Annotated in this window: 20 protein-coding genes and 1 pseudogene; 5 read left to right on the forward strand and 16 right to left on the reverse strand. The window is 44.1% G+C overall.

The features are described 5' to 3' along the window. A partial coding sequence (locus B5E53_RS07965; protein ID WP_204245509.1) for an IS3 family transposase occupies positions 1-858 on the forward strand: 858 nt, incomplete at its 5' end. Positions 859-989: 131 nt separating this feature from the next. On the opposite strand, the pseudogene B5E53_RS19710 reads toward B5E53_RS07965, so the two are convergent. From B5E53_RS19710 to B5E53_RS07990, 5 genes and pseudogenes are all read right to left on the reverse strand, one after another. After that, positions 990-1421, reverse strand: a pseudogene (locus tag B5E53_RS19710) (transposase); the annotation flags it as partial. A 55-nt stretch (positions 1422-1476) separates the two neighbouring features. After that, on the reverse strand, positions 1477-3102 hold the full coding sequence (locus tag B5E53_RS07975) for an IS66 family transposase (RefSeq protein WP_087313890.1): 1626 nt from the start codon (positions 3100-3102) through the stop codon (positions 1477-1479). 284 nt (positions 3103-3386) lie between these two features. Further along, positions 3387-3749: an IS66 family insertion sequence element accessory protein TnpB gene (gene tnpB / locus B5E53_RS07980; RefSeq protein WP_087283815.1), complete on the reverse strand. Its 363-nt coding sequence runs from the start codon at positions 3747-3749 to the stop codon at positions 3387-3389. Further along, a complete protein-coding gene (locus tag B5E53_RS07985) occupies positions 3739-4125 on the reverse strand; it encodes a transposase (protein WP_087283818.1) in 387 nt (128 codons plus the stop codon). The genes tnpB and B5E53_RS07985 overlap by 11 nt, the downstream gene beginning before the upstream one ends. 611 nt (positions 4126-4736) lie before the next feature. Continuing rightward, positions 4737-6608 carry a hypothetical protein gene (locus B5E53_RS07990; RefSeq protein ID WP_162611847.1) on the reverse strand — a complete coding sequence of 624 codons (1872 nt, stop codon included), beginning with the start codon at positions 6606-6608 and terminating at the stop codon, positions 4737-4739. 74 nt (positions 6609-6682) lie between these two features. Between B5E53_RS07990 and B5E53_RS07995 the strand changes: the two genes are divergently transcribed. Further along, entirely contained in the window at positions 6683-6862 is a 180-nt protein-coding gene (locus tag B5E53_RS07995) for a helix-turn-helix domain-containing protein (protein ID WP_087313894.1), read from the forward strand. Between the two features lie 77 nt (positions 6863-6939). Next, on the forward strand, positions 6940-8169 hold the full coding sequence (locus B5E53_RS08000; RefSeq protein WP_162611848.1) for a site-specific integrase: 1230 nt from the start codon (positions 6940-6942) through the stop codon (positions 8167-8169). 106 nt (positions 8170-8275) lie between these two features. On the opposite strand, the gene B5E53_RS08005 is transcribed toward B5E53_RS08000, so the two are convergent. The 5 genes from B5E53_RS08005 to B5E53_RS08025 all read right to left on the reverse strand — a co-directional run bounded on the left by B5E53_RS08005 (position 8276) and on the right by B5E53_RS08025 (position 15981). Next, positions 8276-9691 carry an AAA family ATPase gene (locus B5E53_RS08005; protein WP_087313899.1) on the reverse strand — a complete coding sequence of 472 codons (1416 nt, stop codon included), beginning with the start codon at positions 9689-9691 and terminating at the stop codon, positions 8276-8278. Between the two features lie 693 nt (positions 9692-10384). Then, positions 10385-11668 carry a ribonuclease E/G gene (locus tag B5E53_RS08010; RefSeq protein ID WP_162611849.1) on the reverse strand — a complete coding sequence of 428 codons (1284 nt, stop codon included), beginning with the start codon at positions 11666-11668 and terminating at the stop codon, positions 10385-10387. After that, on the reverse strand, positions 11658-12377 hold the full coding sequence (locus tag B5E53_RS08015) for a TIGR03936 family radical SAM-associated protein (protein WP_087313903.1): 720 nt from the start codon (positions 12375-12377) through the stop codon (positions 11658-11660). The genes B5E53_RS08010 and B5E53_RS08015 overlap by 11 nt, the downstream gene beginning before the upstream one ends. Continuing rightward, positions 12361-14247, reverse strand: a complete 1887-nt coding sequence (locus B5E53_RS08020) for a TIGR03960 family B12-binding radical SAM protein (RefSeq protein WP_242963581.1) — start codon at positions 14245-14247, stop codon at positions 12361-12363. Before B5E53_RS08020 ends, B5E53_RS08015 begins: the two co-directional genes overlap by 17 nt. Before the next feature lie 150 nt (positions 14248-14397). Next, positions 14398-15981 carry a glucose-6-phosphate isomerase gene (locus tag B5E53_RS08025; protein WP_087313905.1) on the reverse strand — a complete coding sequence of 528 codons (1584 nt, stop codon included), beginning with the start codon at positions 15979-15981 and terminating at the stop codon, positions 14398-14400. A gap of 261 nt (positions 15982-16242) precedes the next feature. Between B5E53_RS08025 and B5E53_RS08030 the strand changes: the two genes are divergently transcribed. Then, positions 16243-17229, forward strand: coding sequence for a J domain-containing protein (locus B5E53_RS08030; protein WP_087313907.1), 987 nt, complete (start codon positions 16243-16245; stop codon positions 17227-17229). 73 nt (positions 17230-17302) lie between these two features. On the opposite strand, the gene B5E53_RS08035 is transcribed toward B5E53_RS08030, so the two are convergent. The 4 genes from B5E53_RS08035 to B5E53_RS08050 all read right to left on the reverse strand — a co-directional run bounded on the left by B5E53_RS08035 (position 17303) and on the right by B5E53_RS08050 (position 20785). Further along, positions 17303-17836 (reverse strand): histidine phosphatase family protein, encoded by a 534-nt coding sequence (locus B5E53_RS08035; protein ID WP_087313909.1) that lies wholly within the window; start codon positions 17834-17836, stop codon positions 17303-17305. A 119-nt stretch (positions 17837-17955) separates the two neighbouring features. Beyond that, on the reverse strand, positions 17956-18453 hold the full coding sequence (locus tag B5E53_RS08040) for an LURP-one-related family protein (RefSeq protein ID WP_343215621.1): 498 nt from the start codon (positions 18451-18453) through the stop codon (positions 17956-17958). Between the two features lie 89 nt (positions 18454-18542). Further along, positions 18543-19538, reverse strand: a complete 996-nt coding sequence (locus tag B5E53_RS08045) for a GTP-binding protein (protein ID WP_087313913.1) — start codon at positions 19536-19538, stop codon at positions 18543-18545. 65 nt (positions 19539-19603) lie between these two features. Next, a complete protein-coding gene (locus B5E53_RS08050; protein WP_087313915.1) occupies positions 19604-20785 on the reverse strand; it encodes a malic enzyme-like NAD(P)-binding protein in 1182 nt (393 codons plus the stop codon). A 308-nt stretch (positions 20786-21093) separates the two neighbouring features. Here B5E53_RS08050 and B5E53_RS08055 point away from each other — a divergent pair, with 308 nt between their 5' ends. Then, positions 21094-21645 (forward strand): TetR/AcrR family transcriptional regulator C-terminal domain-containing protein, encoded by a 552-nt coding sequence (locus tag B5E53_RS08055; RefSeq protein WP_087313917.1) that lies wholly within the window; start codon positions 21094-21096, stop codon positions 21643-21645. Positions 21646-21652: 7 nt separating this feature from the next. Here B5E53_RS08055 and B5E53_RS08060 read toward each other — a convergent pair whose 3' ends face one another. Together B5E53_RS08060 and B5E53_RS08065 are read right to left on the reverse strand one after the other, a co-directional pair. After that, on the reverse strand, positions 21653-22768 hold the full coding sequence (locus tag B5E53_RS08060; RefSeq protein WP_162611850.1) for a hypothetical protein: 1116 nt from the start codon (positions 22766-22768) through the stop codon (positions 21653-21655). Between the two features lie 63 nt (positions 22769-22831). Then, positions 22832-25264 carry a cation-translocating P-type ATPase gene (locus B5E53_RS08065; protein WP_087313921.1) on the reverse strand — a complete coding sequence of 811 codons (2433 nt, stop codon included), beginning with the start codon at positions 25262-25264 and terminating at the stop codon, positions 22832-22834. Positions 25265-25305: the final 41 nt, after the last annotated feature.

Consider the following 25305-nt stretch of genomic DNA (forward strand, 5'->3'; position numbering starts at 1 on the left):
AATCGCCGGGTCTCCGTCTCCGGAATGCTGAAATATTTAGGCGTTTCACGGTCTGGATATCGTTCATGGCTAAACCGTACTCCTTCTGATACAGAAAAACGCAGGGAATACATAAAAGCCAAAATACAGGATATTTATGATCAATCGAAGCAAAACTACGGAGCCCCAAAAATCACCAGAAAGCTACGTCAGAAGGGGGAGACCATCTCAGAGCGTACTGTCGGAAAATATATGAAGGAAATGGGGATTAAAGCCCAATGGGTGAAACCATGGACGATCACTACCATAGATTCCGATTTCAGTAACGAACTTCAAAATATCCTGGATGAACAGTTTACTCCTGACCGCCCAAATGCGGTATGGTGCAGTGATATCACGTATATCTGGACGACAGATGGCTTTGTCTATCTGACAAGCATTATGGATCTATTTTCCCGTAAGATCATTGCCTGGACACTCAGCCAGACTTTAGAGGTATCCTGTGTGATTAATACCATCAATAAAGCGAAAGCCAGACGGAACACGAAGTTGCCGTTAATTATCCACAGTGGCAGAGGAAGGCAGTATGTATCCCAGGCATATTGGGAAGCCACTGCAAAAATGCAGCGCAGCTACTCGAAAAAGGCTTTCCCATGGGATAATGCATGTATCGAATCGTTTCATGCACTTATCAAACGGGAATGGCTGAACCGGTTTAAAATACGTGATTATCAGCAGGCATATCGTCTGATATTCGAGTATATTGAAGCCTTTTATAATACCAAACGTATTCATAGTCATTGCGATTACATGTCACCAAATGACTTTGAAAAACTATATGAGCAGACACAGACAAACGAACTGCTCTTAGTAAGTTAAGATGAGGATAAATTTCTCATTTTAACTTGCGCTAAATCTTGACATAGGACCACCATTTTGGAGATTTGACAGAAAGGAACACAGGTTCCACAAAATTGTTAAAGGCTTCGTGGTCAATATTTTCTTTCAGTATAATGAACTGTACAGCGCTGATATCTGGCATTCGGAAAGACTTACGGAATGGTTTCCAGCTTTCACGGTCTTCTTTCAGCCCTTCCGCAGCGCCAAGGATTTCCCGGCAGCCATCCTGACTGACACCAATGGCAACGAGGACAGAAACGTTCTGAATCTCGCCACTGCTACGTTTCGGGTAGACACCATCTACGTAAACATAAGGATCGGTTCCGGAGAGCAGACGGGTATGCTAGGTCTCGATATGTTTATAAGCCTTTTTGTTCGGGTTGCTGATGGTTTCAGGGAACACTTTTATTCCCCTATGAAACTTCAGTGATATCCTCCACACGTCGTACAGAAACATCGGCCAGATACATCTCAATAAAAACTCATTCCATGGAAGATTCCCTGCGGCGGTATCTTTCAATAATGGCAGTCTCAAAGTACACGCTCAATAGCGAGTACCTTGAAAAATTAAGAGCCGCCTCACGGCAGCCCTGGTTATCAGTTCTTTCGGATTCCGTCCGATAGATTTGGTGACCATGGTAACAGATCATCCAGAAAGGACCGGTCGGTATCATCCATATGTTTCGGTATCTCTTCTAAGAGATATACGAAGTAATCATACGGTTTTAGGTTGTTTGCCTTTGCTGTTTCCGCAATGCTGTAGATGATTGCGGATGAATGCGCACCATTGATGGTGTCGATCATCTGCCAGTTCTTTTTGCCAATGCAGAAACCTCGGATGGCACGTTCTGATGCGTTGTTGTCGATCGGAACTTCGCCATCTTCCAGAAATACCCGGAGGTATTTTTCCTGATTCAAGATATATGTGTATGCCTTTCGTAGCTGTCCGTTGGAGGGAACAGTTGGTTCCATTTTTTTGAGGTACACAAATAAGGCATCAACCAATGGTTTTATAACCAGTTGTCGCTGCATAAGTCTCTCATCAGGTGAGAGTTCTTGTAGTTTCCCCTCCTCGCGGTAGATTGCCTGGATCTGTTTCATTACCAGATAGGCGTTGGACTTCTTGCGCTGTTCTTTTGGAACAATGTTCATCGCCTCGTCAAACTTTCTTCTGGCATGAACCCAGCAGCCTGCGATCCGCAGATCCTCGCGTTCCTTTTCCACTTTGTGGTAGACCTGATATCCATCCGTTACACAAATTCCGGAATAGTCCTTCAGGAATTCCCTTGGATGGGAGCTGTTGCGAGTTTTATGATAATCGTACAGGACGATCTGTTTGTCTTTGTACAGATGTCCGGAGCGATATACCCACATATAGCTCTTGGATCCGGCAGGACGACCATCTCGATGTACCAAAACAGGCGTTTCATCTGCCTGAATCACATGGTAATCATACAGCTTTTGATGGAGATAATCGTACAGGATTGCCAGGTAGCTTTCACCCAGTCGGATCATCCAGTTGGCCATGTTTTGGCGTGTGATGTTAAGACCATAGCGGGAAAACTCCTGTTCCAGACGATAGAGCGGAACAGCATTCACATACTTGCCATTCATAATCGCTGCAGCAAGTGTTGGAGATACCAGACTTCCGTGAAGTAATGCCTGTGGATGGTCTGCTTTTATAATTCGTCCGTCTTTCTTGCTGGCATACACACCGACATGATGCTCATCTACTTCAACCTTTGCAGGAATAAAACGGTAGCGTTTGGAAATCGCATCTGGAAGCTGCTTCCAGCCATTTTTTCCAAATTCAGCCACCAATTCTTCCTCGGTCATGTAATGAGTGATAATGTTTACCGGAAGACCTGACAGATCAGCATTCTTCTTACCAACAGACTTTGGCTTACGAGCTGGTTTTGGTTCCAAAGTTTCAGGCTCTTTGGCATCCAGATCAGATACTGCTTCTGCTTCGTTGAAGAAAACAATGGTTCCATCTATTTCCATGAAACAGATCTGATTGGCATCAGTCATGTTCTCAGAAGATCTGCCGAATCTGTTCTTATTGGAAAGAGTGATCTGCTCAATGAGGAGTTCCATTTTTCTGTTTAGATCCTGGACTTCACCAGCAAGCTTATCGTTTTGTTCCTGAAGCTGGAGAAATAACCCTACGATAAAAGACTTATCCAATGTATTCAGTTGTTCTTCAGTGAATTTAAATGCCATCGTTCCGTCTCCCTTTTATTTCTGAAGTCATTATAGCAGAAAACAGGAGTTTGGGCGAATTCACCACGTATTGTTATTCGTCATTTTGACGGTGGATAACAATCATAAATATCTCAGAATTCATGAGATACCTATGACTGTTATCCACAGACTCTGCAAAGGATTTTTCTTTCGTGCAAGAATTACTTTAGCAGAAAATATTTTTGTGGATAACTATTCAAAAAATATTTTGTATCGTTTTCAAGTGTAAAAAACAGAAATTTTATTTTCTACGAATTGCACAATTACATTGTTTTGGGAGGATCTGTCAGTTCCTCAATTGGACGTTTGGCAACGATTTCCAGTCCCTGCATCAGCCTGTGATATTGTTCGGGAGTAACTTCCATGGCTTCTTCTTTGGTGCGTGGCCAACTGAATCCACCGATATTTAATCGCTTGTAAAGGAGCAGGAAGCCATCTCCTTCCCAGAGGAGTCCTTTAATTCTATCGGTGCGTTTACCACAGAAAAGAAACAGGATGTTTTTCTGGAAAGGATCCAGTTCGAATTGATATTTAATAGTGGATGCCAGGCCGTCAATTCCACGCCTTAAATCGGTGTAGCCTGTTGCGATAAAAATCTTGTCAAAACCGGTTGCATCATTCAGCATGAAAAAGGCCTCCGATCCTGCTTAGAAGTTCCGCAGAAGCAGTGTTTGAAATCTCTATCGAAAAGGAGTCCTTTCGAATGATCACATCTGGTCTGAATACAGCTGATGATCCAGCGGATTGTTCAGGTAACCTTAATTCAACAAAATCAACCGACGGCTCTGCAGGAATACTTACGGATTTGACTGCTGGCGGCGAAGAAGATTCTATTGTAGAGATATAAGCCTCTTCACGTAGCCGACGTTGCCAATAAAAGAATGACTTGTCAGAAATACCATGTTCTCTACACCAGGCGGTTTTATTCATTCCGCTAGCCAGGCATTCTTTTATGATCTTAGTCCATTGTTCGCAGCGGACTTTATGAGTAATTTTATCCATGAGTGCGATAACCCTCCCTGAAAAATCTTAGATTTTATAAAGGGATTATCTCATAAAAACTAGCATTTGACACGGTACTTGCTATTATGCGTTTACTTTTTATGAACATGTTAGTAAAGAAACAAATTTTAGGAGTGATAATATGCTAAAGAATACGCCAGATATACTCACTGTCAAAGATCTGATGCATGTGTTACACATTGGAAAAAATACTGCATTATCTCTTTTGAACGAAGGTCGAATCCAGGGGCATCGGATTTAAGGGAATTGCTGGAGGATTCTGAAAGAAGATGTTCTGGAATACCTTCTACGAGGCTGAAAATGGATTTTAGATTTTGGATATATAAAATGAAAAACATTATTTTTCCGCATAAATACTTATTTATTTATATATACCATACTAGCCAGCGCAAACAACATTTGTGAAAAAAAATTTGAAGAAATCATCATGAGTTATGGAGATGTAGCAGGTAAAATTAAATTTAATTTTAATGATAACGATATGTAAAGAAGGTTGTATGCAGTGACAAACAAAAAAGTGCTGCCGCCTATATGATTTACAAATCATTGCTGCGGCAGCACCAAAGTGCGATTACATGGAGATAATGATTTTAGCTGGGAGAATTACTTACATATTTATCATACAATTTCCGTGGAACAACGAGAACATTCGTTTTTGTGCCATTGATTATCCTGCTGTATGTAAATCCTCTGTATTCTCCTGTATTCGGACGTACTGGTGCATTTACCAGAGAGGCAGAACGACATTTGTTGAGGAAGGCCTTATAGTCTGTTCGAGCATAGTATTTTTGAAAAACCTTATAATCTATGTAAACGTCAGTCTCATTATAGACAATAGCATTGGGTTGGCTTTGGTATATTTTTGAAATTATGTTAAAAAAATCTTTTTTGATATTCTGTGATGGCTTACTAGTTTTTTTAGACGCAGTTTTTTGGGGACGGTTTTCACAATCTCTGGCGAGATCCTGGAGAAAAGCAATTTGATTTTCCAGGATATTATCAATTTTTGTTTTTAGTGCGGGATAATATATATCAATATATATCGTGAAACCATGTAATGCTGTCAGAATATCTCTGCAACATTTTGCCAATCCCTCATTAAAATCATCACTACAAAATATATTGCTGTATCTTTCAAAAGGCTTATGCTTCATATCAGAGTAAATATCATTTATACCATAATATTTTATATATTTACGAGGGTCATCAGGATAGTCTTTATTGAGAACTCTTTCAATAAATAGTATATAATCAGAAATCAGTATTTCGATACTAACCATTTCATCTGGTGAAGGAATAACTGGAATGGTAGAAATATCAATATTTAATACTTTATCTCTTCTGACAGCCGATTTTGATAAGAGGACCGGGAACCCTTTTATATAGTTTCTTTTTTGAAACAATTCCAATGTTTTTAATTGTCGTGCGGTTGATACAATATTTTCTACATTTCCTGAAGGTGAAATGATAATAGGACAGTCTGCAAATTTACAAATTTCTGCTATTTTATCAATAAACTGTTTTAATGTTGCGTGTGGTAAATGATTACACACTCTATTTGGATATTTATAGGTTGTTTTTGTGAAATCTAAAAACATAGAAGCAATTGCTTTGCGCGTTATGTTTCTATCTGGATTTTCTCCATAAATGCATAAGCTGAATGGCTCAATTATTTTAAATAATTCTGCTTCTTTATCCTCCGCGTAATTTAATTCTTGATTGACCATATTATTTTGGCAGGTATAATGTAGTCCAGCATTTAAACTAACGGATAGAAGGCTATATGAAAAAATGGTAGTAAGAGCATCGGAATCTTCTAACATGTTTAGAAAAAACTCCATTCCATCAGGTAAGAGAGCCGATTTACCAAGTTTGATAAGAGGAAAATATTTTTGTTTGCCGGTATATTTTTCCTGAAATCCATACATATATTTTTTTTGACTGCTGTCAGATTGAAATAATTCTTCATTATTGTATATGGAATTATTAATCCAGCCAAATGATTTATTTAATGATATATTTCTATTTCGGTTGTCACATAAGCTCTGAAAATAGTCGGCAAATAATGTGATAAGATGCGGATGAAGATTCTTGTGTGATTGATATAGTTGTTTTTTCCAATTTATTCTGGAAGATATATGATAGTCATCATCCTCAAAAATATAATCAATATCATATTGAAAATGCTGATTAACGAAAGTAGATTCAATACTTCGGATGGAAAAATCCGGGAAACATATGTATATTTGAGTTGATTTTGCCAAAGATTTGCGTTTTAATCCGGGTTCCGAATAAAAAATGTTGTGTCTTTTTATGCTAATTGAATTGTCCTGTTCATCAAATTTAAAAATATAAGCCTTTTCATATTCTTCAAAAAATTCTTCCAGTGTTAGATCTTTCATATTATTATCTCCATTTTCATTTCTAAATAATTCAGGTCTATAAAAAAATATTTTATCCATAACCATTCGGTAAATGAATATTTTATTCATGATATCACAATTTAAAGTTCAGAAAAAGAGAGGAGACCGTGAAAATGCTGAACAACTATCCAGATGTGCTCACAGTGAAACAGGTGTGCACAATTTTACAAGTATCTAAAAAAACGGTTTATAAATTGATACGAGATAAAGAACTGGGCGCAAAAAAGATTGCGTCACAATATAGAATTTCCAAAAAAACGTTAATGAATTTCATTGAACAACAGAATCAGTAAGTTTTTACAAAAGCCACAAAGGTATGCTATTATACAAATATATAGTAGTGTGCCTGAAAAGAAAGGAGACATGTTATATGACAGGCACGGTACAGAAAAAGAAAGGTGCATCAGGCAAGGAATATTTATATGTCATTTTATCATATAAAGACCCGATGGATTCCAAACGAAGACAAAAATCCATCTCAACAGGATTGAAAGCAAAAGGAAATAAACGTAAAGCGGAAGCTCTTATTCCAGAGTTGATTAAAAAGTTTGAATATCTGGAACATCCGATATCACCGGAAATTTCCCGTGACATCTCGCTGTGTGACTATATGGATGACTGGCTGAAGGGGAAAAAGAGAGATTTGAGAAAATCAACCTATGAAACTTATAAATTACGCATAAAATCCATGAAAAAATATTTTAAAATAGAAAATCCTTTACTTCGTGAAGTGACCCCGGCCATGTTAAACAAATTTTTCAAATATGCTCTTAATTATGGCAAAGAGAATCAAAAGACACATGAAAGGGAACCTTTGACAGTACGTTCCGTGAGAAGTTATCGCTCTATTCTTCATGCAGTATTTGATGAAGCTGTAATAGATGAGATAATTTCTGTAAACCCGGTGAACAGCGTCACGGTGAAAGGAAAGAAGAACAAGGAATATAGTGAAGAGTATTTATTTTTAACAGAAGAGGAAATCCTTGAATTATTGGAGTTTCTGTCGCGGAAATATCCCCGGATGCTGGGAATTGCTTTTATGGGAGCATATTACGGGCTGAGACGCTCAGAAATACTGGGACTAAAATGGTCTGCCGTAGACTGGAAGAAAGAGATTATAAACATTGAGCATACGGTAGTTCGTGTGAATCGCATTTTTGCAGAAGATGCCACAAAAACCTGTGCTGGTTCCAGAAGCCTGAATTTGTTTGATTCTGCAAAAGCCTGTTTGAAGAGCATACAGAGAGAGCAGAAAAAAGATGCGGAATTTTATGGAGATGCTTACCAAAATGATGAAGGATACGTCTTTACATGGGAAGATGGGAGACCGTATAGCCCTGATTATGTTACAAGAACATTTAAAAAGGCGATGAGTGCATTTGGAAGACCTGAGATCACTTTACATAAGCTGAGACATTCCTGCTGTTCCATGCTGATTGAGAAGGGATGGAATATCAAACAGTTACAATACTGGATGGGACATGCCGATGCAGAAACCACATTGAATATCTACTCCCATTATAACCGCCAGAAACTGAATCAAAACCGTAACGATCTGAATCAGATTTCTTCCAGAGCGGCACATTTTTTCAACGAGTGATTTTTGTTAGAACATTTGTTAGAACACGCCGATTTTTGATGATATTGAGAAAAGGAATCATTATTCTGAAAAATAAAAAAACACCGGATAACCACTGTTTAAGCGGTTATCCGGCTTCTGTTATCGTAGTCGAGGCGACGGGACTCGAACCCACGGCCTCTGTGTCCCGAATGCTGATGGAATCCCACAGGTAATCATGGAGCATATTCTGAATCATATCAACTTCTCCTGCAGGAAATGCTTTGCAGAATCGATGAATCTTTGCAGAATCTGAGAGAGTTTTTTCCTGAAACCATTCCTTCACCAGATCAGTGAATAATTCATGAACTTCTTTATTAGGAATTATGAGTTTCAGCTGTTTTCCGGGAAGGCGGCCACACTGCGTCAGATATCCGGTAGAATAAAGAACACTCCAGATATTATCGATGGAACTGTTGATATCTCTGTATGTCAGCTCCTGGCGGACAGATTTTACAATATATTTATTGTTTAACAGCTGCTCTACCTCATTTTTTGTGGTCTGATCTGCCTTTTTCAGCAAACGTCGCACGATATCATTTCCACTGGTATTTGCCCAGTAATTTTCCGGTTCCGCATCTTCATCCGATAACAGGGTATCACAATAATTGATTACGTCCCACGGGCAATATACATTGATTTTTCCAAAAAGATACCCATCGTACCAGTCTTTCATTATATCTTTATAAGACGACAGGCCATAGAAGTCCAGCAAATCTGACACATCCTCATCGGTAAATCCGAAATACTCATCATATCTGCTGTCTGAAACTGTGTGCACTTTCAGATTATTTAATCCTGTGAAGATACTTTCCTTCGAAATCCGCAGACACCCTGTAAGGACAGCGAAAAAAAGAGCGTCGTTTGTTTTGAGTACATTTCCAAGCATGTTTCGGATCAGGCTGACCATTCTGTCATAATATCCGGCCTGGAATGCTTTATCCAGAGGAACGTCATATTCATCAATCAAAAGAATTACTTTTTGGTCATAATGTTTTGAAAGGAGCTGAGAAAGTGTCAGCAGGCTGTCTACCAGTAATTCATCGTTCATGGCAAATACTCCCTGATCCACGCGGATCAATGCTTCATATCTTTCCCGTTCATTTTCAGACAATCTCGCACTTTCCCGTAAAAACTGAAATCTTGAGGCTTCTTTGCCGACGATATTCCGCAGAGCCGCGGATGCCGCCTCAAAACTCAACCCGTCCACGCTTTTCAGACTGACAGATATCACCGGAAACTGTCCCATATATTCCTCAATCAATTCTTTTTCCTGAGAAATTTTCAGTCCATTGAACAATTCTTTTCTGCCGCCAATTTCAAAAAAACATTTCAGCATGCTCAGGTTGAGAGTCTTTCCAAAGCGCCTTGGCCTGGTGAACAGATTCACTTCACCCCAATTCTGCAGCAACTCCGCAATGAACATTGACTTATCCACATAATAAAAATTATTTGTCCTTATCTTTTCAAATCCATCAATCCCGATGGGAAGTTTTTTTCGCATCTCCCCACGCCCCTTTCTCCGGCAAAAGCTTTATTTTACCAAACCGCCGCATCAACTTACAAGTAAGCCAAATATCACATTTTTCACTTTATCATGTAGCTTTCAGCTAGTCAATCCCCGTCCCGGGAAAAAGGACAACACAAAAGGCAGCTACTTTCTCAACATATTTCTTGCACTTTTCCCTCTTCTGTGCTATATTGAAAACAGAAAGAGGGAAGCCAGAAAAACGGCCTACCCTCACATACTTTATAACTTACATCAACATGATGTCAGCCGTCAGCTAGTGCTAGTAGTTGGCGGCTATTTCTCTTTATCCCTGAAAATCTTGTAAATAAGATCAATCCTTTTAATAAAATATATCCCATAAAGTAGTGCTTTCCTTTCTACTCTACTTTTCGTTTTTGATATTTATTATCTATTTTATCATAGGCTTCCAGGTTTATGTTATGTTGTTCAGGTGTTATTAATTGTCGTTCAGGTAGTTTTATGGCGTTTTCTCTGTTTCCGGGAAAACGAGAGGACATACAGGAAGCGGTTTCTTCCCTTTGTTGTGGATCATTTTTATCAGACCGAGAGCTGTCATGTCAATGACCTGGCAGTTGACCCGGTCTTTTTTACATTCTGTTGAGACTGAGCACGGACATTTTCTGTCCTCCAAACACAGAGGAAGAGGAACAGATACAAAACCCTTCTTTATTCTGCAGCTTTTTCTGCACAGATTTTTTTCGCGTCCCGCACCTGCTCATGAAGCGGTTTCTTCCCTTTGCTGCGGATCATTTCCACCAGACCGAGGGCTGTCATGTCAATGACCTGGCAGTTGACCCGGTCTTTTTTACATTCTTCTGCCAGAAAGGCGAGTAGTTTTTGCCGCTGTTCCTTTGTCTCCATATTGATGAAATCAATGAGGATGATGCCGGACAGATTCCGGAGGCGCAGCTGTCTGGCAATTTCCGCGGCTGCTTCCCGGTTCATCTCATAAAAGATTTTGTCCGCGTGTTTTTTCTTTTTGGTGACGCTGCCGCTGTTGACATCGATGACCACCATGGCTTCCGTGGGTTCGATGACCAGACTGCCGCCGGAAGGCAGCCAGACGGTTTTCTGAAGGGCGGTTTCATAAAAATGGTCGAGACGATACAGCTTTTCCAGGGGATATACGTCGGTATACAGCGTGATCCGGCAGATACTGTTTGACGATTTCTGCTGACTTGCCGCCGGATTTTTATTATGGGATGGCAGTGGCGTACTGCCGCTGGAATATTCAGCGCCATAATATTGCCGCAGCTCCTCGTAGATTTCCGGACTGTCCGTGACAATCTCATCAAGCTTTGCCGCCGGCAGTTCTTTTCCCAAAGTGATATAGTAAGGAGGTTCCCTGTATAAAAGACTCCTTGCCTCCGAGAACGCAGCTTTTTTCATCAGCGACTGGTATCGGGCTGTCAGCGCTGCCAGTTCTTTGTTAAGTTCTTCCTCCGGGGCACCTTCGGCGTTGGTGCGGACCACAATGCCGTATTCTTCTCTTTTGTAACCGGCAGCGATGGCGGAAAGCCGTTCTCTCTCTGCTGTACCGCGAATTTTTTTGGACACGCCGGAACGTTTGTCGCCCAGAGTCAGGACGAAATATTTTCCGGTGAGACTCACGTTGCCGTCCGCCACCGGAAGTTTGGTCTTCACGGCATCTTTGGTGATCTGCACCAGGATGATATCGCCGCCGTACAGTTTATCCTCGTGACCCGGAGACAGTTTCACCGGCTGCTGTCCGTTTTTCGGAAGCCGATAGTAACATTTGCCTTTCTGACCGATTTCCAGAAAAGCCCCGTCGATGCCATCGGCCACCCGCTCCACCCGGGCGGCATATATGTTTCCCACGAGACTCTCCTGCTTTTTTGTTTCACAGTAAAGTTCCACGGGAAGACCATCCCTGAAATATCCGTAGCGGATGACGCCGGAATTTTCGGCGATAATCAATTTATGGTTCATTTGGATTCTCCACTGGCGCCGGCACATCTCTTCCCACAGCCCCCAGCGGCAGCAGTTCTCCATCCTTTTTCAGATAAGTTTCCAGACGGTGATACTGGAAAGCAAATGGCTCGTAATCGTATCCCAGATAATTGCAGAAAGCCTCCATGACCAGCTGGGGCTTTAAATTCTCCGCGCTTCCTGTCACAAGGCGCATGAAAAGCTTCCCATCCTGCTCCCGGATGGCAAGGATCATCGGAGAGATATCCACCTCTTTCTCGCTGCGCTTGGTCTTTTTGAGAATCGGGATCTGCTCCTGGAAATAGAAAGGCTCCGTCCGTTTCAGGAAAGCGTCCGTGTAATAATAGCCTTTCCGGAAGTCTACGAGATAGTCCGCCGCGGCCGTGACCGCCATACAGTTTTTCTCTTTCTCATCAATCTGTTTAAATTCCAGCACGGAAATGCCCTCATTCATCACGGCGTTCATCCGGTCCATCATTTCCTGACCGGAATAACACCAGTCAAAGGAAATGTCCACATACTCTCCTTCGCTGGTCATGCCGATGCCCAGAGGAGCGGCAAAACTCATGATCTGGTGCGGGCTCATGCCTCTGGAAAAGGAAACCGGAAGCTCTGCCCGCATCATAGCTTTATGAAAGTATCGCTGTACATCCAGATGTCCGATAAATTTCAGGACTCCTGTTTTGCTCCATTTAATTCTTGCTTTCACGGCAGACACCTCCTCCAAAACGACTTGCGCCGCAGCCGGAGCATTTCTCCCGGCAGTTCGGCGTTACTTTTTCTTCCATGGCGTTATTCCACTCTCTCTTTAAGAATTCTTTGGTCACGCTGATATCAATGAAATCCCACGGAAAGATTTCGTCGAGATTCCGCTCTCTTGTTGTATAAAAATGGTAATCCAGTCCGTTTTCCTCCATGGCCTCCATCCAGCGGTCATAATGGAAGAACTCTGTCCAGGCGTCATACAGGCAGCCTTTCTGATAAGCCGAGTAAATCACGTCGGCAATGCGGCGGTCACCCCGGGCGAGAATACCTTCCAGCACCGTAGTCTTGGCGTCATGATATTTGAAAGAAAGGCTGCGGCGGTTATGCTGTGCCTTGAACTCGTCATTGACCAGATGAGCCCGGCGGTTATATTCCTCCACCTCGCACATGGACGCCCACTGGAACGGCGTAAATGGCTTCGGTACAAAGAAGGAACAGCTGGCCCCCACAGATACCCGGCCGTTTCTGTACTGGGAATCCAGTTTATAATAATGCATGGCGACTTTTTCGCACAGATGGGCGATGCCCTTCATATCTTCTTCTGTCTCCGTCGGCAGTCCCATCATGAAGTAAAGCTTCACTTTGTTCCAGCCGCCCTTGAAGGCTTCCTCGGCTCCGTGAAGGATATCTTCCTCTGTCAGTCCCTTGTTGATCACATCCCGCATCCGCTGAGTACCGGCCTCCGGGGCGAAGGTCAGGCTGCTTTTGCGCACATCCTGCACCTTGCTCATCACGTCCAGAGAGAAGGCGTCGATACGCAGAGACGGCAGGGCAATGTTGATATTTTTGCTGCGGAAATTGTCGATGAGATAATTGCACAGTTCCGGCAGCTCCCGGTAATCGCTGGAACTTAAGGAACTCAAAGAAATCTCATCATTGCCGGTGGCTTTTAAGGAATTCTCCGCCACCCGCTCCAGCATGGAGAGGCTTCTTTCCCGGAGAGGACGATATACCATGCCTGCCTGACAGAACCGGCATCCTCTCGTACATCCCCTCTGAATCTCCAGCACACAGCGGTCCTGCGTGACCTTGATGTACGGTACCAGCGGTTTTTCCGGATAGAAGGTGTTGTCCAGGTCCATCTGTACCTGGCGGAGTATCTTCACTGGCGCTTCCGGACAGTTTGGCTCCATGGAGGCGATGGTTCCGTCCTCATGATACTCTACATCATAAAGGGAAGGGACATAGATACCCGGCACCCGGGCCGCTTTTTTCAGGAACTCTTTCCGGCTGCCGCCCTGAGCCTTGTGTTCTTTATATAAATCCATGAGCTCGTAGTAGACGGTCTCGCTCTCTCCGATGTAAAACATATCAAAGAACGGCGCCAGCGGCTCCGGATTATAGGTACAAGGACCTCCGCCGATGACAAACGGCGCGTCCTCCCGGCGGTCTTTGGCAAAGATGCCGATCTGCGCCAGATCAAGAAGCTGTAAAATATTTGTATAACACATTTCATACTGAATGGTGATCAGAAGAAAATCAAACATAAACACCGGGTCCTGACTCTCCAGGGCAAACAGCGGGATCTTTTCTTCCCGCATTACTTTGTCAAGATCCACCCACGGAGAAAATACACGTTCGCACCAGATATCTTCCCGGCGATTCAGCTGCTCGTAGATGATCTTCATTCCAAGGTGGGACATGCCTATTTCATAAACGTCCGGGAATGCCATACCGACCCGGATATCCACTGCATCCGGGTCCTTTATAACACTGTTGATCTCGTGACCGATATAGCGAACCGGCTTTTCGATGCTCAATAAAATCTCATCTTTCAGAGCCAGATTATCGGTGGTATTCATCATTTCCATCATTATTATTCCTTATCTAAAATATATGCTGTATTAATAAAATTTCGTAAATATGTTCCGGCTGTATGATAATACATAATTATAAAAACTTTGTCAAATAAAAAACCGGACAGAAGAAAAACCCTCTGTCCGGATGTGGATTCAAGAAATCAATTAAATCTCTAATAAATCACTGTATGCTTTCAATGCGCCGTCCGTATCGTGAGCCAGCACCCGTTTTGCCAGTACTTTGCCTAACTGCACGCCTTCCTGGTCAAAGCTGTTTAAGTTCCATACAAATCCCTGGAACATAACTTTATTCTCATAATGTGCCAGCAGCGCGCCAAGGGACTGAGGAGTTACCTGCTCGCCGATGATGATGCTGGAAGGACGTCCGCCCTTGAAAGACTTGTTATTGTTCTCATCATCTTTACCGCAGGCGAAAGCAACAATCTGAGCGGCAACGTTTGCGCATAACTTCTGCTGACTGGTGGAGCCTTCAATGACGGCGTCCATGCCCATCTGGTTCTTCTTGTATCCGACAAACTGCAGTGGAATGATATCAGAACCCTGATGAAGCAGCTGATAGAAGGAATGCTGTCCGTTGGTTCCAGGTTCGCCAAAGATGACCGGACCGGTTACGTAGTTGACATATTCGCCAAAACGATTGACGGTCTTACCGTTGGACTCCATATCCATCTGCTGTAAATGTGCAGGGAAACGGCTCAATGCCTGGGAATACGGAAGAACAGCAGTAGCAGGATAACCCTGTACGTTACGTTCGTAAATACCAATCAGTGCGTCAAGCATATCCGGATTCTGTAATAAATCTTTGTTGGCAGCAAGCTTGTCTTCTTCTGCTGCGCCCTCTAAAACAGCCTCAAATACTTCCGGACCGAATGCCAGGGACAAAACAGCGCCGCCCACAGCAGAGCTGGAGGAGAAACGGCCGCCGATGTAATCATCCATAAAGAATGCAGCCAGATAATCATCGCCCTGTGCCAGAGGAGAAGTTTCGCTTGTTACGGCAAGCATATGGTCGGAAGGATTCAGTCCTGCCTTAACCAGAGCGTCTTTTACGAAAGCTTCGTTGGTCAGTGTCTCCAGTGTTGTTCCGGATTTGGAAACAACAATGAATAAGGAACGGGATACGTCGATGGAATTCAGTACAGCCGCCGCGTCATCCGGATCCACGTTGCTGATGAACTTCGCTTCCATCTTTAATGTATTGTTGGCCTTGGCCCAGTTCTCAAGAGCTAAGTATAAAGCACGAGGACCCAGGTCGCTTCCGCCGATACCGATCTGAACAACTGTTGTAAAGGTTTCGCCTGCTGCGTTGGTAATCTCACCTGCATGCACCTTATTTGCAAACTCGGCAACCTTAGCCTGTACGCCAGTGTAGAACTCGCGCTTATTCACACCGTTTTCCACTACATCGTTACCCAGCTGTCTGCGTGCCAGGTGATGAAGAACCATACGGTTCTCACCGGTGTTGATTCTTTCACCATTATAAAGAGCTTCAAACTTCTCAGAAAGCTGTGCCTCCTCTGCCAGTGCGGCAAGCTGTTCTAAAATTGTGTCATCGACTTCTTTGGCTGCATAATTATAGGAAAGTCCGGCAGCCATTGGAGTGGAATAACGGGCTACTCTCTCGGCACCGCTTTCTCCCTCCATCGCTTCGATGATGTTCACACGATTTTTCATTGTGGTCAGTTTCTGATAGGATTCCAGGGTATCCATATTCTTCCATGCAATCATAAAAAACGCTCCTTTTTGTTTTAATATTGTTAAGATGTCTTTTGAAATGGGGTCATACATCAAAACTTATAAACTATTATACTAAAAAACACACCTGATTTCAATGTATGATATTATATTGAACGAAAAAAAGCACAAAAAATGGAACATTTATCCCGAAAAAACACACGTCCTGTGGCTTGAGAATGCCCTTTCTTGACGAAGTGGAAAATGTCCTGTAACATAAGAAAAACAGAATTCATCTGAAAGAAAGGATCCACTATGACCAGACAGCAAGCCTGCCGGATTCTCGGCATACGCCCTGACGCATCCGGATCAGAGATCAAAAAAAGATACCGGAATCTTATGATGCAGGTGCACCCGGATGTCCATCATACTGTGCGAAAATCATATCCCTACAGCGCTAAGGACATCAACAGGGCCTACAGTTTCTTAAAAGACACTATGGGGGAAGCGCAAACTTTATCAAAGGGAGATTCCCGGCAAAAAACAGCGCAAACGTCCGGAACCCATGCATCCGGAAGTTCCTTTTCCGGCAGGGACAGTTCCAAAAGCGCGAAAAGATCAGCCGTCTGGGATGCCCCTGTGAATCCGCAGGCTTACACAGAGCGGGAGATATATCATTACGCAGAGGACTTTGACGGAACCATCATCGGCCATTTTACCATCGCCAGGGGAAAGTTTCTCTGGCAGCTGGAAGAAGACTTTCCTCTATTTTTGAGGAGTATTTACCAATGTGGCAAAAAGCTGCTGGACGACATCGACGATGCCCTGGGGCGCAGGGCCCCTTCAGCTTCCCGCATGGATATCCAGACAGAACTTACCTATCTGCTGGCCCAGCAGTTTATTCACAGCACAGCGCTTCTAAGAGAACTGGCAAAGAAACAGTGGACGGAGGAAGACGGCGCCGTCATCTTTCTGATTTCTTCTATGCTGGAAAGCCCTGCGCCCTCCCCTTTATCCGCGAAAGAAGTATTGTATCCTGCCGGCATCCGACAGCACCGGCTTTATCTGAAAGATCATGCAGGAAAGGAACTTGGCTATCTTTCTTTTCATGACGACCGCATGTATTATGTGGTGGTCCCTCTTCTTGAACAAAGAGGTGTGATGGTTCGGATCGAAGCGGCCGGCACGGCCCGAAAACTTCATCTGTGGCTGAAAGTACCGCCGGTGACGGCGGGACATATGCCGGAGAATCTGAATCTGAAAATTGAACATCTGTTGAATGAATATCGAAGATGGAAATAGATGATGATCTGGTTTGAGAAAAAATCTGCCATGATTAAGAAAGAATCCTGCAAAGCAGGATTCTCCCGGTATTTTACAATTCGTACTCTTCGATCTGACAGTTTTCCTTATAATAATGGAAAAATTCATCGTTGGTCATATCGGTAAAGTAACTGCGGATCACCCGGCAGACACCCCCGTGACAAACGACCAGCACATTTTTACCGGGATAATTTTTCTTCACATCCTCAATAAAACCATAGACCCGGTACGCCATCTGCATCATAGATTCTCCACCTTCCGGATACCGATAGGCAAACTGGCGCTTGTTTGCAAGGAACCCTTCGTCTTGCCGGTCTTTTCCTTCGTAGATGCCGTAATTCTGCTCGATCAGCCGCTCGTCAATCTGAAGAGGGATGCGGTATCTGTTTGCAACCGTCCGGGCTGTCTCAAAAGCCCTCTGCAGGGGAGAACTTATAATCAGGTCAATGTGATAGTCTTTCACACGCTCCGCCAGTTCTTCCGCCTGCGCGTACCCTTTCTCTGTCAGTTCCACATCCGTTCTTCCACAGATTTTATTATCTACATTCCAGACCGCCTCACCGTGGCGTGTTACATAAAATTTCATAATCCATTTTCGGCACAGAACTTCGTGCCGTTCCTCCTTCTCACATCTTAGGTATATTTATAAAAAATGTATCCACAAAAGCACCGTATCGCATTTATCAGTCTGCACTGCATTCCCGTTTATTTATTGGCACAGTTGGCCGCGTCAATAGAGATGACCAGCAAAAGTCCCATAAGTTCATCTTCCGGATTGGAAAAATCGATAACGTAAGTATCGCCCCAGTGCAGAATTTCCTTTCTGATATGTATGACGGAACTGCATCCGCAATACACATCATAATTCCATCCAAGAAAATCTCCTTCCACACGCCAGCCATTATAATCCACGTCATATTTTGGACGGAACAGCGTAAATCTTTTCTCAATTCTTCCCCGGGGAACTCCGCCAGTCTCGATTTCAAAGACCGGCAGCAGGTTCAATATTTTTTCTTTGATCAGTCCCACTTCATTGCCAGCCGCATCATAGACATGGAGCCTGTGCCCCAAAGACAGAATCTCGCCTTTTACAAAATATTTGGGATTCTCATTTTCATCATAAATATCGTAAGTATCGCTCCAGGAGAATACCCGCTGTTTGATCAATAGTTTCATCTTCCACCTCCTGAGAAAAAGTATTATCCCACTGTACGGGTCCCTGCCCCCTTTTCCTGTCTTTTATCATAACATTTTTTATCAGAAGATACAAGAAAGCCACCAAAGCGTTCTATTTATAAATATTTGCCAAAATAGGTATCCAGGCGTTCTTTGTTCAGGTTTTCTCCGATAACAATGAGAACTTCCTGTCCCTTTTTGATGGGCTCCAGGCGGATGTTCCGACGGGTGGCGTTGATTTCCAGCCATCCCAGTGCCGCATTTTCAGCCGCCGCAGAACTTTCCGCCGGTGAAGACGGCTCTGCACTGGAGCTGCGTTTTAAGAAACCCTTGATGCGGAAAATGTTGCCGCAGGAAGGATCATTCATAACCTGCCCGATGAGCTGTTTGGCAGCCTGCTCCGGCAGGTGGATATCCAGATAATACTGCGTGGAATACGCGCTGTCCTCTTCTGTCAGTTTTTTTACATATGACGCATGGACGTAGCCACTGTTGGCGATGTTCTTCCAGTCCTCGTCTGTCAGACTGTCCCAGTCTTTGCGAATCACATCGTCCTGAAACCGGCGTTCACACTGTACTTCTTCCATGGCCCGGTTCATATGACGGACGGTCTTTTCTATCTCCGCTTCTGCGCATTCCGATGTCTTGCTCAAAAGCACCTTTCCCGCCCCGGCAATCTGGGAGGCCAGCAGGAATTCCGACTGTTCAGACAGCTGCTCCTCCAGGCCGCCGTCGACAATGGCAATGACATTGCCGGTCTCATACCAGCGGCACAGAGGTTCTTCATAAAGCACATCATAAAATTCATCCACATCAAAAATGCCGGAAGGTTCAATGAGAACCCGGTCGTAACCGGACATTCCCATGGCGATGAGCTTTGTCTTAAAACGCCGGCGGTGACAGTCAGCGTCGCAGCCGCCGGCCACCATGGATAGATCGCAGCGCTCGCCCTGCAATTCCTGCAGAAGCATCATATCCACGTTGACAGCGCCGTAATCGTTCTCAAGGATTCCGATATTACAGCCCTGATCCATGAGATACTTTGCGTATTTTTTTATAAATGTGGTTTTCCCGGCTCCGAGGAAACCGGTAATCAAATCTACTTTAATCATGATATCTATTATCCTGTTTTGTCAAAGAAAATCCTTTGTTCTTCCAAGTATTTACGGACACGATCCTAAACTTCTGACACACGGGCCACGCCGCTCTTGATGGCTGCTTTTCTGGTGGCCTCTGCCACGGCGTCTTTCACCCGGGAATCAAAGGCAGCCGGAAGAATATAATCCGGATTCAGTTCCTCGTCGCTGACAAGTCCGGCAATGGCGTAAGCAGCGGCAATCTTCATCTCATCATTGATATCGGTGGCACGGACATCCAGAGCCCCCCGGAAAATGCCAGGGAAGCAGAGTACATTGTTGACCTGATTCGGGAAATCAGAACGTCCGGTGGAAACCACAGCGGCTCCGGCCTCTTTTGCCTCGTCCGGATAGATTTCCGGCACCGGATTTGCGCAGGCAAAGATTACCGGATCTTTTGCCATGGAACGAACCATATCTTTGGACAGGGTTCCCGGTGCGGACACGCCGATAAATACGTCAGCGCCCTTGATCACATCCGCCAGGCTGCCTTTTTCATGATTCTGATTGGTGATCCTGGCCATCTCTTCTTTTACGGCGTTGAGATTATCTCTTCCTTCATAGATAGCGCCATGCCGGTCTGTCATGATGACATTCTTAAGTCCCATGGAAATGAGCAGCTTGATGATGGCAATTCCTGCGGCACCTGCGCCGGAAGTAACGATCTTTACATCAGAAAGCTGTTTGCCCACGATTTTTAATGCATTGATGAGTCCTGCCAGAGTGATGACAGCTGTACCATGCTGGTCATCGTGGAAGATCGGAATATCGCAGCACTCTTTTAATTTCTTCTCTATCTCAAAACAGCGCGGCGCAGCAATATCTTCCAGATTGACACCGCCAAAACTGCCGGCCAGCAGGCGGACAGTGTTGACAATCTCATCCACATCGTGACTTCTCACACAGAGCGGGATGGCGTCCACATCGCCAAACTCTTTAAACAGCACGCATTTTCCTTCCATGACCGGCATGCCGGCCTCCGGTCCGATGTCTCCAAGGCCCAGAACAGCGGAACCGTCTGTGACTACAGCGACCGTATTCCAGCGCCGGGTCAGTTCGAAACTCTTATTGACATCTTTTTGAATCTCCAGGCATGGAGCGGCAACACCCGGTGTATAAGCAAGACTTAAAGCCTCGCTGGAATCCACCTTTGCCCGGGATACCACTTCAATTTTACCCTTTAAGTCATAATGCATTTTTAATGATTCTTTTGCATAATCCATGGATATCAATCCTCCTTCATTCAAATCCGTCGTGGGCGGTTTTTCTGCCCACTATCCTCATATACAATACAGCAAAATGCAGAGAAAATCCAGAAGACTTTTTATCATTTGCGTTTTTTTATAGTAATTGATTGGCATTCCTAATATTCCTATATATTTAATATAATTTCAAAAAACGTTTTGAAATTCTGACCATTTTTTGTTATTATATTTTAATATGAATCCTTAAATGAAGACCCAGCGTGCCGGATCAAAGGATCTTTCGGCACTCCATTGCACTGAATAGATAGACCTGAGGAGGGGATTTTTTGTCAGATTCCAATATCACCAAACGTGCGCTGGCCCAGTCTTTAAAGCAGCTGATGGAGACACAGCCCATCGAAAAAATCAGCGTAGGGAGTATCTGCAGTCAATGCGGACTGAGCCGTAAAAGCTTTTATTATCATTTTAAAGACAAGTATGAACTGATCAACTGGATTTATTATACGGAATTTGTAGAGAAAGTAATGGAAAAGCAGTTTGACTCTTCCTGGAGCCTTTTTGAAGAAATGTGCAATTATTTTTATGAAAATCGCGATTTTTACAACAAGACATTCCGGGTAGAAGGCCAGAATTCTTTTTCGGAATATTTCTTTTCTCTGATCTTTTCAATCATGAAAGCTCATCTGGCAGATCTTTTTGATGATGAGCCTTCTGTGGATCCCTATGCAGAATTTTTTACAGATGCACTGGTGTGCGCCATCAAAAAATGGCTTTCCCGGAAGGACTCCATGCTTCCTGATGACTTTTGCCGCTTCGTAAGAAAAGCCATTCAGCGCGCTTCCCGTGAGGCCAATGAAAATTCTGCATTTATGTTATGACATATTTTTATTGTCTCCGCGGGACAGCGGATCTTAAAATATCTTCCACACTGCAGTCAAAAATATTTTTGTCAGTGATTTCTTTCTTTTCCACTGTTGATGATTCTCCGTCCGCCGTATTTTTATCTTTTCCTGTATCATCATGACTGTTTTCTACACAATTGGCTTCTGCCCTGCCGCAGTCCTTATGATATATCCGGGTACTTCCGTCCATGTTGAAACCGATATCGCAGCTGTCTTCCGATATCATCTCGTTGATTTTCCAGGAATCCTGAAGCAGATCCATGGCGATCACTGCCTCTTTCTGCTCGTTTCGCACAGAGAGAATATAATCGTACACTTTATGGCAGGTCTCCTTTTTACAGGACGGAGAAGGAATCAAAAGTGCAAAATACGGACGAAGAGGCAGCTGTTCTGCCAGCCACTGTCCATTGAGGATATCGTCTTCATTCTCCTCAGAATAGTAGGAATATACCGCATACAAAAGATTTTCCTCCCGGAGTTTCGGACAAAGGGTCACTGCCTTATCGTCAGCACATACGGAAATCATCACATTTTTACTTCGATGCACGCCGGCAAGAAATGCCGGTGAAAGATCCGTGTCTTTAACAAAAAGGACAAAGGCACAGTCCCGGTTTTTTTTGAGCAGAGGCAGCAGAGCTTCCGGCTGTCCCTTCTCCAGTTTGAGCAAATATACATAGATTCCCAGTGCTTTTCCCTGCCGGATGATTTTCTGATAAATGGAATCTTCTTCCGTCAGTTTTTCTCCATCCAGTCTCATCGAGAGGGACAGAGGAACACTGAAGTTCTCGAGATTCTCCACCTCACGGATACGTTTTACACCTTTGGTGCAGCCATTATATCCCAGATTCATTCCAAACGTAGAAATGATCCCCTTATCCACATGATCTGTCACATCCTTTATCAGATCATAGTAAGCACTGTTCTGATTTTGTAAAAGCTCCTGAACGTAGGACAAAAAAACCTTCTGTAAATGTCCTTTCGAGAAATTAACCCCCATATCAATCAGGTTTCTGGCCGTTCTGCGGGGAGATTTATTAATTTCTTTCAATGCTTTATTTAGTACAGACTCAATAAATATTCCGCTGATATCTTTTTGCATAGTAATCTCCATTCCGCCTCCATTTTCTGTCGGCACAAATTGCTGTAAAAATCATAAAGACTTTTACACCCTGTCTCTTTTATGTTTTTTAAATTTATTTTTGATCTTCCTGTATAAATACTGGACACCCTCAATGATTTTTGTCAGATACCGGAATATCGGTTCCGCCGAAATCACAAACAACACCAGGATCAGGATACAGTTTTCCGATACCGGCTGCAGAGCAAACAGATGCGGACAAAGCACCGCCGCTCCCAGTATACCGACGATGCATCCCATCCAGACACAGACCCGAAAAACATTAAAGGGTGAACAGACTTTAAACAGTATCATAAATCCCACCACGGCCAGCAGTACTGTCGCCGCCGTGGATATAGAATCTGTTCCTCTGAGAAATACTCCTCCATAAAGAGTCAGCGCTGCCACCAGCAGGGCGTCAGTAATTCCACCCGGAAGAGCCTTGACAAAGACGTTGGAAAGAAAATTACCTTCAATCCGCTTTCGGTTTGGCTGCTGGGAAAGAAAGAAGCCCGGAATTCCTATGGTGAACATGCTGATCAATGACATCTGTGACGGTTCCAGAGGATAGGTGAACACAAAACAGATGGAAATCAGAGATAAAAGCAGGGAAAAAATATTTTTCACCAGAAACAGACTGGCCGACTGCTGAATATTGTTGACGACCCGCCGTCCTTCTCCCACCACATCCGGCATCTTTGAGAAGTCCGATTCCAGCAATACCACCTGGGCCGCCTGCATGGCGGCTTCGCTGCCGGAAGCCATGGCAATACTGCAGTCCGCCTCTTTTAATGCAAGCACATCATTGACGCCGTCTCCGGTCATGGCTACAGTCCGCCCCTGCTTTTTCAGTGCTTTCACAAACTGACTTTTCTGTTCCGGCAGTACTCTGCCAAAAACAGTATAGGTTTTCACCGCATTCTCAATGTCATTTTCTGTTTTCAACGTGCGGGCGTCCACATACCGCTGCGCATGGGGGATACCCGCTGCCTCTGCCGTCTTGGAGACGGTCAGAGGATTGTCCCCGGAAATCACCTTGACTTCCACACCCTGCTCTTTAAAATAAGCAAAAGTCTGCGGTGCTTCCTCTCTGATTCTGTTCATGAGAAGGATTGCCGCCAGAGGCGTAATCCCCTCTTTTAAAGGTTTGCCATCGGGAACGTCCCTGCTGGTGCCAAAAACAAGAACCCGGTATCCCTCTTCTGTATACCGGGACAATCGTTCCTGATAGCTGTCATATTTATCTAAAAGGACAAATTCCGGTGCACCCAGCACCCAGGCGTCGTCCTCAAACACAATTCCACTGTATTTACTGGCAGAAGAAAAAGGAATCTTCTTTACGACCTTCCGTTTTTTCCCGCCGGTCAGTGACGATTTCAACGCCTTCATGGTATCGTTGTCATCATCCATGGCCAGCACAAAATCCGCCAGTGTATCTTTTGTCTCATGTAATGGCCGTGTCTCATCCATGGAGACCACATCATGAAGAGACATTTCATTTTCTGTGATGGTGCCTGTTTTATCCACACAGAGCACATCGACCCGGGCCAGGGTCTCCACGCTCTTCATATCGTGGAGGAGAACCTTTTTGCCGGCAAGACGGACACAGCTTACCGTCAAAGCCACCGTGGCAAGAAGATATAAACCTTCCGGTATCATACCGATAACGGCGGCGACCATGGCGGTCACACTCTCCCGGAAGGTCTCCTGATTCAGATAGTATCCCTGCGCAAACAGGGCAATACCGATGGGGATAATGGCGATACCTGCAAACTTCACCAGTTTATTCAGAGAACGGATCATCTCCGACTGTTCCCCTTCCCGCATGGTTTTCGCCTTCAGGGTCAGTTTGGAAATGTAGGAATCCTCACCCACCTGCTCCAGTCTGGCATAGCATCTGCCCGCCGTGACAAAACTTCCGGAGAGAAGATCATCTCCCTCTCCTTTGTTGATTTCCTCCGATTCTCCGGTCAAAAGGGATTCATTGACCTGCACTTCCCCTGCACAAACCCGGGCGTCCGCAATGATCTGGCTGCCGCTTTGAAAAACGACAATATCATCCACCACCACTTCTTCCGCAGGAACAGACTGCTGCTGCCCGTCCCGGATCACTTCCGCCCGGGGTGCGTGCAGCATTGTCATCTTATCCAGTACATTTTTTGCGCGGACTTCCTGCACGATTCCCACGACGGTGTTGAGAATGACCACAGGAAGAAAGGTAAGATCTCTGAAAGAACCGACCAGGCAGAGAAGCACTGCCAGCACCGCAAAAATCAGATTGAAATAGGTACAGACATTTTTCTTTATGATATCAGGGACACTTAAAAGAGAAGCGTCCACCTCCCGGTTATTCCACCCGGCTTCCTGACGCTCCCTCACCTGAGAACTGGTCAGACCGGTCCGGTAGTCAGGGTTTACCCGGTTAATCTCTTTTCTCTCCGATATATTTATTGGTACTACTTTTTTCTTTTTTGACAATCAAGTCCACTCCTGTCGGTATTTTCACATTGATCTGCTGT

The organism is Eubacterium sp. An11 (assembly GCF_002161065.1).
In the GTDB taxonomy this organism is placed as follows: Bacteria; Bacillota; Clostridia; order Lachnospirales; family Lachnospiraceae; genus Anaerobutyricum; species Anaerobutyricum faecale.